Source organism: Sphingobacterium sp. UBA2610 (assembly GCF_002339225.1).
Taxonomy (GTDB): Bacteria; Bacteroidota; Bacteroidia; order Sphingobacteriales; family Sphingobacteriaceae; genus Sphingobacterium; species Sphingobacterium multivorum.
In genome coordinates this window covers 442,239-452,348 of record NZ_DDKA01000001.1, presented here as the reverse complement: position 1 = coordinate 452,348, position 10,110 = coordinate 442,239, and the positions used below count along the sequence as shown (strand labels likewise).

The following is a 10,110-nucleotide window of genomic DNA, read 5'->3' as shown; positions in this document are numbered from 1 at the left end:
ACAGTCCTTACTTATTTTTTGATTAGTTTATTGCTGGGAATTGCTCAATAGAGTAAACAAAGCTTTAGCAGTTTCTTCCGAAGACGCAGGGTTTTGCCCGGTAATGAGATGGCCATCTTTGACTACATAACTATGCCAATCTTCCCCTTTGCTGTACTGTGCACCCAATTTTACAAGTTCATCTTCTACTAAAAAGGGAACAACAGCCGTTAATTGAACCGCTTCTTCCTCGCTATTTGAAAATCCGGTAACTTTTTTACCTTTGACCAGTGGCTGACCATTACTATCCTTGACATAGCGAAATACAGCTGGCGCATGGCATACGGCGGCGACAGGTTTGTTGTGGGCCCAAAATGACTCGATCAATGCAACGGATGTCTTATCGTTGGTTAAATCCCACAAAGGACCATGGCCCCCAGGATAGAAAATCGCATCGTAGTCCTGTTCATTGATCGTATCCAAGGCTAAGCTATTTGCCAATTTTGTTTGGAGCTCCTTATCTGCATCAAAACGTTTGGTTGCTTCTGTTTGAAAATCTGGGAGCACACTTTTAGGATCGATTGGTGGTTGCCCTCCTTTTGGAGATGCTATGGTGACGTCCACTCCTGCATCTTGTAAAACATAATAAGGCGCTGCAAATTCCTCCACCCAAAAACCTGTTTTTTCTCCTGTATCACCCAATTGGTCATGTGATGTCAATACAACCAATACTTTTAATTTGTCTTTTTTCATATTAAATAACCAAGTCTGTTAAAAAATTATATGTTTAAAGCGATAGTACAAAGTAGGGGATAAATTGCCGGAGCCCTATGTGATATACATCACAATTTGGAGAATGGTTTTGCTTTTGTGATCTAGATCACATTATTTGGCTTGGTATAGCCTGCTTAGTGTTTCGCGGGAAACGCCCAGATATGCTGCGATCAAATGTTTGGGAACGAGATTATAGAGTTCAGGGTATTGCTGCATGAGTTCCTCGTAGCGGCTCCGCGCATTGTTGTTCAGCAGTGACATTATTCTTTTTTGCAGCCCAATGTATCCTTTATTAGAACGCCATCTGAAAAAGGTTTCAACTTCGTGAATTTCCTTACATACTTTTTCCCTGTCCTCATTCGATAAGCAGAGCGTGTCTGCCTCGCTTACACAATCTAAATTGACTGTAGCCCTGCTCTGATTATGCAATGCATTATAATCAGAAGCCCACCAGGTCTGTGTGGCAAACTGTAAGATATGCATCTTTTGTTCATCGTTGGTAAAAAAGGTCTTTAAACAACCATTTAGCACAAAATACTCTTGTTCGACCAGATCTCCTATGCTGATAATCTGCTGTTTCTTTTTAAAGGAGATCGGTTTAAAAAAAGAAAAGAAGTAGTCGAATTGTTCGTCGTTCAACTGGACGGTCTTGTCGATATGTTGTCTCAGAATTTCACGTTCGTTCATAGCTAACAGTTACTTGATCGATTTAAAATTAAACAAAATCTCACAATGATGGCGAAGGGATGCATCAAGTTCCCTTCATATCCCTATCATATATTAAGATAATATTAATTTGATTTTAACTTGTTCCTAGACAAAAACGCAACTTGAAATCCTTTAGCCGCGATGCTAAATTTCCATGTTTAACCGGTTTAGTGATTTATAAAAAATGATTTTTTTAAATTTTATTTTGTTTATACAAAGTTATTTTCTATTTTCGTGTTGCCCATTCAAGGGCACTTTTCATAAAATAGGTTAATAATATGGCTAAAACACCCGGAGTACCCCATGCTTTCGGGTGTTTTTTTGTTTTTTACCCTTGCGTTATTTCCTTGGATATGTCCTATAAATTTAAATGCTTAAGAACCTATGTCTTGCCTGATTGGCTCATTAGTTAATTATTTCCGTTTTAATATTCTAGAATAATCGCTAGTAATCTCATGATTATGAAAACTTATTTCGCTGTATAACGATTCTGCTACAGTGTTGCTAATTATAATGACTTTGAGTAAGTTTAAGGAAAGAGCCACAATAAATAAATTATGTCGATCGTTGACAAGCAAACCTTAGCGGATTTAAATGTTACCAACAGTAGGTATAAGGATATGGTCGATTTTTTCGATTGTACAGTTACGCTAGGTGGGCGGGATATGTTGTATAGTTATTTTCTTAAACCTCTTTCCTCTAAATTGGAAATAGAAAGCAGACAGCATCTAATTCTTTTTATGCAAAAAGTTGAGATTTCGGATCTATTGGATAAGTATATGATGCAGGATCTGGAGCAATATTTGTCTCTGCCGCAAGAACCCTATTCACCTTCCAGGGCTACTTATTATCTCGAAATGGTGTCAACGAATTTTTTGTCTTTGGATTTTAAAAAACGCGAGATACTTATTAAGCGATCTATTCACGAGATCGCTAAGATTACAGATGGTCTTGCTATTTTTTTAGCATCTGCAAAATCAGAAGGTCATAGTTTAGCTATTCTCAAAGAATATCGTAAGCACATAGATTGTGTTTTGGAAGATATCGATCGGGATGAGTTTAAGCAGTTGCTGAATAACAAATTTTCTAAGGAGCTGATGATCAAATACGATTATCTTTTTAGAAATATAAAACGAAATGCAATACGTGAGATTTTCGATGTTTTGTATCATTTGGATGCTTTGTTCAGTGTAGCAAAAAGTATCAAAGGAAAGAATCTTGTTTTTCCTCAAATTGAGGAAAAGACAGGGGGAGAGGATATGATCACCATACGTGGAGCTTATAATTTATTTATTGAAGATGCCATTAAAAATGATGTAGAAATAAAAAAAGAAAACAACCTTTGGTATCTGACCGGAGCAAATATGACGGGTAAATCTACCTTGTTGAAGACAATTGGAAGCTGCGTTTATCTGGCACATCTTGGTTTTCCGGTTTCAGCAGATGCGATGAAAACAGTACTTTTTGACGGAATATCGGCGACCATAAATTTAGGTGATAATATAAATGCAGGTGCAAGTCACTTTTTTAACGAAGTATTACGGGTTAAACATTTGGCGGAGTTACTGGCATCCGGTAAGCAAATGTTTGTTCTGATGGATGAGCTATTCAAGGGGACAAACCATGGTGATGCCAGTGAAGCAACCCTGGAATTAGTTAACTGTTTGAAAGGATATAAGAACTGTGTATTCTTATTGTCCTCACATATTACGGAAATTTGCCCCATACTGTATAAAGAAGGTATTGCACTGAAATATTTGGGGGTTCAGTTGGATGAAAAGGAGGGAATTATCTTTACATACCGACTTTTGGATGGTGTTGCCGAAGAAAAGTTAGGCATGTGGTTATTGCGCAAAGAACGGGTATTTGAGATTTTAAGGGAATTTGATTTGGGAATACAAAAAGAATGAGATTATTGTGATATTGATTATCTTGTTTCAGTTTTATAGTCTATGGTAAACTTTTGGTCAAACCGAATCAATTGTTTAAGCATTTTTTTAGGTGGTAAAATTGCAGATATCTTTGGATCCAGTAGACTTGACGAAGTAATGAGGAACGAACCAAATAAACAATGGGGCTCGGTAATACTGTTGAAAGCAAATAAAATCAAAGTTTTAAGCAAGTATCTGAAAGTCGCGTCAGTAAATGTATTGGCAAACTAAAAAGATGAATTACTTTAAAAAACAACTCTATATCCTGTGTCTAATAGCCGTGTTGGGCCAGGCAAAGCAGAGCTATAGTCAGCAGCTGCCGCTATTTAACAAAGAAAGCAACAGCCTGTCTGGAGACTGGCTAATAGGAACTCCCCATGCGAAAGCAGGGCTCTTCAAGACGAAAGAAGGTCATTTGGTATTTTCCAATGGCTTGGTCAGCCGTACATTTACGACTTTTCCAAATGTAGCCAGTATTGGTTTGGACGAATTGACTGGAAATACAGCATTTCTAAGGTCGATCCGATCTGAAGCCAGTGTAACAATCGATGGGTTTACCTTTGATGTCGGTGGATTGGAAGGACAAAAAGTACATAATTACTTACTAAAAGAATGGATACCGAGTTTAAAGGCTAATCCCATGGCTTTTAAGTTCCATGATTATAAAATTGAAGATACAAAACCCCGTTTTGGCTGGAAAAAGAGGCCAAACTGGATGCCTAAAGAGATGCCCTGGCCAGTGCCGGGCAAAGAGCTGACATTTAACTATACATTGGATCAACAGGCGATCGATGCTCTTGCCGCAAAGAGCAAAAGTGACCAAAACAGATCATTGCTGTTGGAAGATAAATTTCAGCGTTTAGCGTCCGACTGGAGGTTGATGGTGTCAAAATCACATGCACGTAATTCCTTTGTCAATGAAGGAAAAGTGGGCGAGATTATGGCACTGGAGAATGCGGCAGTATTTGCTGAAAGAGCGGTTCCTCAAGAAGCAAAGGTACTCGTCGCCAAGATGAATAAAGGTACTGATCAATCCAACGATTGGGGATTGGGTTTTGGGCTAACACTAACGAATAGTAGCCCCAGACTTTATTGGCGAGCAAGCGAAGGCAAAGTAGTCTTTTTTGATGGCAAACGCGATAACGGAACCTTCGAAGTTGGTAAAGCAGATCAGCTATGGTTTAGATATGAAATAGCGGATAAAGAATTATTGGCACAAGCCTCTTTGGATGGACAACAATGGCATACTGTCGGTCATCTTTCGCTAAAGTCAGGTGACAAGATACAGTTGGTTCGTGTCGGAAAAATGGATCCAAACGGCGGGAACAAAGATGGAAAGGCTTCTACAAAGGAAGGTCGCTCCAAAATAGAAGGTTTTTGGGCATACGGTGATTTTTCATCCCAATTTGCAGGCGATCTGTCCAGTAAACTTGCTTATATGAAAAACGTTACGGTACAGGTTCATTATGATCTTTATGATGACATGCCGATCTTTAGTAAGTGGATTACTGTGAAGAATCAGTCGGACCGGGAAATTGTGGTTAATAGCTTTAAGAGTGAGCAATTGGCTGTATTTGAGCCCGAAAGTTCGGTAGATCATAGAAGCCGTTGGTTATACCCTAATATCACCGTGGAAACAGATTATACATTTGGCGGTATGAGCGAGGAAGTCGTTTATTCCTCGAGTCTGGAGTGGAAAAAAGACCCGCTATATACCACACAGGTCCACTACGACCGGGAGACACCCTGTCTGTTGGAAGTTGCACCTAAAATGGGACCCGAACAACAGGTTGCTGCCGGTGGAGAATTTGCAAGCTATCGGGTTTGGGAGCTGTTGAACGATAGCTGGGAACGCGAACGTAAGAGCCTTGGATATCGAAAAATGCTGCGCTCCATGGCGCCATGGGCAACTGAAAATCCAATATTGATGCATGTACGGAGTTCGGACAACGAGTCGGTAAAAAAGGCAATTGATCAAGCAACGGAGGTTGGTTTTGAAATGGTTATTATGACCTTTTGGTCTGGATTCAATGCCGAAGATGATTCTCCCGAAAATCTCAAGCGTATGAAAGAGCTTGCTGACTATGCGCATAGCAAAGGAATTGAACTTGGAGGCTATTCGCTCCTGGCCAGTCGGCATATTGATGCTAAAAATGACGTTGTGCTACCTGAAGGCATGCATCCTCGCTTTGGAAGTTCACCCTGTATTGAGAGTGAATGGGGCCAGGCTTACTTCAAAAAGCTGTATAACCTGTACGAAAGTTCGGGATTGGGTGTATTTGAGCATGATGGCTCTTATCCAGGGGATTGGTGTTACGCCACCGATCATCCCGGACATCACAATGAAAAAGACTCGCAATGGAATCAGTTTAAACGGATCACTGATTTTTACAAATGGTGCCGTGAAAAGGGAATCTACCTGAATATTCCGGATATGTATTTCTTTAATGGTGGAAACAAAGTCGGAATGGGCTACCGTGAGGCGAACTGGTCGCTTCCGAGGACACAACAGGAGATTGTGGAAAGACAGAATATCTTCGATGGTACCTGGGCTAAAGCTCCATCCATGGGCTGGATGTTTGTTCCTTTGGTAGAATACCAAGGTGGCGGCAAAGAGGCAACGATAGAGCCTTTGAAGGATCACCTACCGCATTACGAGCAACGCTTGGCCAATCTATTTGGCGCAGGTGTACAGGCTTGTTATCGTGGACCACAGCTTTATGACTCCCCAGAGACGAAAAATGTAGTAACCAAATGGGTGAATTTTTACAAGAAACACCGTGAAGTTTTGGACAGTGATATCATCCATGTGAGACGTCCTGACGGGATGGATTATGATGCTATTTTGCACGTGAATCCAGCGGGAAAAGAAAAGGGATTACTAATGATCTATAATCCATTGGACGAAGTGATAACACGAAAAATTAAGGTCAACTTATACTATACCGGACTGAAAGGAAATGTGCAAGTGGTTGAGCAAGATCAAAACAGTAGGACAATGCCATTAAATGCAGCCTCGGAAGGGATATTTGAGGTCAATATACCAGCAAGAAGTCAAACTTGGTTTGTGATTAAGTAAAGAGTCTTCTCATCATTGTGATGAGAAAACTCTTTTTTTACCCGATGGGATAGGGCATTCTATACGTTATTCAATATGGAGCAATTTTTTGCTCTGTTTCGAACGACCATTTTCATTAAAATCCTCCACCTAAAAATAGTAATCCTGATCGCTGTTGAAACTGCGGCCATCAAAGTTGTCGTCGTAGACGATGATGGCATTTTATCATAATTCATTGCCGGCTATTTGCCGTCCTCTTTCTTGGGGGGGCATTTTACAAACACGCCCGTTTCGAGTGTCAGTTCACCGGTCGTAGGGTTATAACTATCCTTGGATAGAATAGGTATTTCACCGGCAACTTTACTTTGTTCGGGGTTGTGTGTACGGTTATGGTAAGTCGGCACTTTTTCAAGCTTGACCAATTTACCATTAATACGTAGATTTTTTTGAACAATGGTTACTTTAGGTAATTTGTCGTATCGGATGACATTTAATACTTCAAGATCCCTCGGCCTTTGTGCAAAATCGATGAAATACTTGTATTGCTCTAAGAACGATGTGATATGCCCTTTCATCTGAATCTTTTTACCCGGGAAGGCCAGTGAGCCTACATTGACCACTTTTTTTGTGCTTAAATCTTCGACATACATAGTGACCCAGGAATGTTCATAATCGCCCCAGCTGAAATAGGTTTCTTTAGGCTTAATAGGAATTGGTATAGTGTAAAGGGGATAAGATGAGGCTATCGGGAAAGACATATTCCGTAGCCATCTTCTTCTTGAGCTCTTCATCTATACTGCTGTTTTCATATTTTTTTTTAAGCTCCTCTTTGCTTTGGGAAAAGGTTATGCCGCTGAATAAGGTAAGCGGTACAAGCACTACCAAGATATTTTTTATCAATTTCATAAACAGTTTTAATTGCGTCCACCGATATACTTTTTTTTCTTATAGCAGTAAAGGGCTAATTAACCAGCCGATTAAAATAATACAATAAACGAATCGTAAATCATTTTTGGCGAATTGTAAACGGTGGCTTGAATCGCTGACCGAGCACTTTATATTTGGATACAAGAAATGCCGAAACAAATTCTGACGCTTTTGTAGAGTAAAAAATGAGCCAATCTTAATTTGTTAATTTATTGTGCTGCAGATTTATGTGCGACATTTTAATTTTAATTGTCATAGTAGATAGTGCCTTACACGTAAGGTAAATGTTTTTCATAGGTAGTAAGCCGTAAAGGACTCCCGTCCTTGCGGCTTTTTTGTGCCTATTGGTCAGTTGAAGAATGGCTGACATATTCCTATAATTAGTTTGCAACGACATGTTATATGTCTTGGCTGTTTTAGGCTGGGATAAAAAAAATAAAAAAAGTCAAAATTCCTTTAGGACGTTTTGTCTTTCCCGTTGTCATCATTGTATAAATGGAGATTTTGGCCGTTAAATATCCATTTGAAATGCAACTACTATGAAATTTTAGCCTATTAATCATTTTTAGCATGGCACTGACTAATAAAATATTCCAGCAAAGTGAGATTGAAAGTTTTGAATTCAATCACAAAGTCTTAAAAAACTGTTCTTTTATCGATTGCAAGATAAAAGGGAAAAGCTTCATGAACTCCATGTTTCGTGATTGTAAGTTCATTCGCTGTACCTTTGTAGACTGTAACTTTCAGTCTGTTGTTTTTCAGGAATCTGGGCTTTGGATGGAAAGTACATTCGAAGCGAATGATTTTTCGAAAGCCATCATTGGAAATCTAAAAATTGAAAAATCGTCCTTCCTTTACATTTGACAAAACAACTTTCGACGGGACGAATTTGATTCATGTGGTATTTAAGGGAAAGATCAGTTCTTCATGGTTTTATGGAATTCCTTTTACAGAAGATTTATATTCCACCAATCTTTTTATTCTCAAAAAAGCCAAACCATTAAAGACTCCCTTGGTAAATTTTGGTCATGCAGAATTAAAGGACGTTATATTTTCTCGAGGGCTAGATCTCTCCAGTACAGTTTTTCCAAACCAAGAGCATCTTAAAATCATCAATAATCCCAGACGTTTTTTTGATAGTTTCCTCAAAAGGTCAAGAGAAGTGTTTACGGATAATGAATCGTTGGTTTTCTGTCGGGACTTGGTGGATAATGTCTTGTATAAGCCCGAAAATAGGGGGATGCCAATTATATTGGTCGATCTAAATCAGTTTTACCCCTCATTGAATGAAAATAGAGATCGTCTTATTGTTGATCTATTAAAAGCAGGATAATCATATCATTCTATATATAATTGTTAATGCAAAGCCGTTTGGAGTTCCCAGCTCTAGCGGCTTTTTCGCTCCCGACCTGCTTATGCCTTTATTCGCTCCTGTCATTACCTTTGTTCGCTCTTGTCCCTAGTAAACACTTAGCTGAAACCTTGTGTTTACCTAGTGAACTAGGTTAAGACTGGGCGATTCATAGGGATTTGCTAGGTGAATTCCAAAAGCAAGGCAAAAGCAGGGTAGAAGCAGTGCAGTCAAAAGGCCGTGCAAAGACCAAATCTGATGATTGAAGTTAAAATGCAACCTGCTGTATCATAGTTTTTTTATGTTTTTGTATATATAAGAAAATTAGGTATATTTAATTACTTTTTTAAGATGAACGAATGAAAGATACGAAGTTATTAAAAGGCACTTTACAAACGATTATTCTGAAGCTATTGTCTGGAACGGAAAGAATGTATGGCTATGAAATGACCCAGCAGGTAAAACTCTTAACAGATGGGGAGTTTATCCTCACTGAGGGAGCGCTCTATCCTGCATTACATAAGCTAGAAGCGGAAGGGCTTCTGGATACAGCAATAGAAGTTGTCGATGGAAGAGCAAGAAAGTATTACTCCCTGACAGTGAAGGGAAAAAAAGCGCAGATAAGTAAAATGAAAGATGCGTTGACCTTTGTGGAGAAGTTGCAGGTTATTTTGAACACGAAACCAATTGTATCATGACAGAAAAGAAATTGACCAAAGCGGAGTTAGGTATTCTGATGGATTTTATCCGTTCTAAAGGATATCATTATGTTGATGTTCAACTTGAAATTTTGGATCACTTCGCCTGTAAGGTAGAGGAACTGATGTCTTCAGATGCCGGCATGTATTTCAATCGAGCCATTGATCTCGCTTATGCCAGTTTTGGAGAGGCAGGGTTTGGAAGCATTGCAGCTAGTTATGAATTGAATCTGCAAAGAAAACAGATCAATAAATTTCCTGCTGATTTTTTACAGTTCGTCAAGCATTGGCATAGTGCAATTTATATCGTGTACTTCACATTGTTCTATTATTTTGTGCCGCTCGATGCAGATGCTTTTTGGACGGGATTAAAATTAGGGATGATTGGTACACTAGTTTTTTATATTCCAGTATACCTATTGCGGCATCGGCCTCGAGGGAACAAATACTGCGTTTATCGCAATTATCTTGGTTTAACAATACCGATTATGGTTTTGATCATCGGGTTGGTTTCTTCGGAATGGATCGTTAATTATGTTCCTTTAGCTTTGTATCGTGTTGTTATTCTTATTTTTATGTATATTGGATTAGGAATTTTGTCTATCTTTGAGAAGAATCTAAAGGCCATTGTCCGACGGGTAGATGAGATCGAAGTGCTGCACCAGAGCTGACGATTAATTTTTT

The 10,110-nt window shown here is 39.0% G+C and carries 10 protein-coding genes; 7 read left to right on the top strand and 3 right to left on the bottom strand.

Annotation, left to right across the window (positions count from 1 at the left end):
* Positions 1 to 27: 27 nt before the first annotated feature.
* Positions 28 to 732: a type 1 glutamine amidotransferase domain-containing protein gene (locus B4Z47_RS02015; protein ID WP_115050431.1), complete on the bottom strand. Its 705-nt coding sequence runs from the start codon at positions 730 to 732 to the stop codon at positions 28 to 30.
* 132 nt (positions 733 to 864) lie between these two features.
* Entirely contained in the window at positions 865 to 1,440 is a 576-nt protein-coding gene (locus tag B4Z47_RS02010; RefSeq protein ID WP_112376030.1) for a Crp/Fnr family transcriptional regulator, read from the bottom strand.
* A 578-nt stretch (positions 1,441 to 2,018) separates the two neighbouring features.
* Between B4Z47_RS02010 and B4Z47_RS02005 the strand changes: the two genes are divergently transcribed.
* From B4Z47_RS02005 to B4Z47_RS01995, 3 genes are all read left to right on the top strand, one after another.
* Positions 2,019 to 3,371, top strand: coding sequence for a MutS-related protein (locus tag B4Z47_RS02005; protein WP_286726666.1), 1,353 nt, complete (start codon positions 2,019 to 2,021; stop codon positions 3,369 to 3,371).
* A 256-nt stretch (positions 3,372 to 3,627) separates the two neighbouring features.
* Complete coding sequence (locus tag B4Z47_RS02000) at positions 3,628 to 6,471, top strand: hypothetical protein (protein WP_286726664.1); 2,844 nt, start codon at positions 3,628 to 3,630, stop codon at positions 6,469 to 6,471.
* Positions 6,472 to 6,546: 75 nt separating this feature from the next.
* Positions 6,547 to 6,681 (top strand): hypothetical protein, encoded by a 135-nt coding sequence (locus tag B4Z47_RS01995; RefSeq protein ID WP_262511817.1) that lies wholly within the window; start codon positions 6,547 to 6,549, stop codon positions 6,679 to 6,681.
* An 11-nt stretch (positions 6,682 to 6,692) separates the two neighbouring features.
* On the opposite strand, the gene B4Z47_RS01990 is transcribed toward B4Z47_RS01995, so the two are convergent.
* The gene (locus B4Z47_RS01990; protein WP_286726662.1) at positions 6,693 to 7,241 is read right to left on the bottom strand and encodes a hypothetical protein; all 549 of its coding nucleotides are present in this window, start codon (positions 7,239 to 7,241) and stop codon (positions 6,693 to 6,695) included.
* Positions 7,242 to 7,947: 706 nt separating this feature from the next.
* Here B4Z47_RS01990 and B4Z47_RS24645 point away from each other — a divergent pair.
* The 4 genes from B4Z47_RS24645 to B4Z47_RS01975 all read left to right on the top strand — a co-directional run bounded on the left by B4Z47_RS24645 (position 7,948) and on the right by B4Z47_RS01975 (position 10,097).
* Positions 7,948 to 8,241 carry a pentapeptide repeat-containing protein gene (locus B4Z47_RS24645; RefSeq protein ID WP_070568018.1) on the top strand — a complete coding sequence of 98 codons (294 nt, stop codon included), beginning with the start codon at positions 7,948 to 7,950 and terminating at the stop codon, positions 8,239 to 8,241.
* On the top strand, positions 8,213 to 8,710 hold the full coding sequence (locus tag B4Z47_RS01985) for a hypothetical protein (RefSeq protein WP_070568016.1): 498 nt from the start codon (positions 8,213 to 8,215) through the stop codon (positions 8,708 to 8,710). The genes B4Z47_RS24645 and B4Z47_RS01985 overlap by 29 nt, the downstream gene beginning before the upstream one ends.
* Positions 8,711 to 9,087: 377 nt before the next feature.
* Positions 9,088 to 9,426 carry a PadR family transcriptional regulator gene (locus tag B4Z47_RS01980; RefSeq protein WP_046675346.1) on the top strand — a complete coding sequence of 113 codons (339 nt, stop codon included), beginning with the start codon at positions 9,088 to 9,090 and terminating at the stop codon, positions 9,424 to 9,426.
* Positions 9,423 to 10,097, top strand: coding sequence for a hypothetical protein (locus tag B4Z47_RS01975; RefSeq protein WP_070568014.1), 675 nt, complete (start codon positions 9,423 to 9,425; stop codon positions 10,095 to 10,097). The genes B4Z47_RS01980 and B4Z47_RS01975 overlap by 4 nt, the downstream gene beginning before the upstream one ends.
* Positions 10,098 to 10,110: the final 13 nt, after the last annotated feature.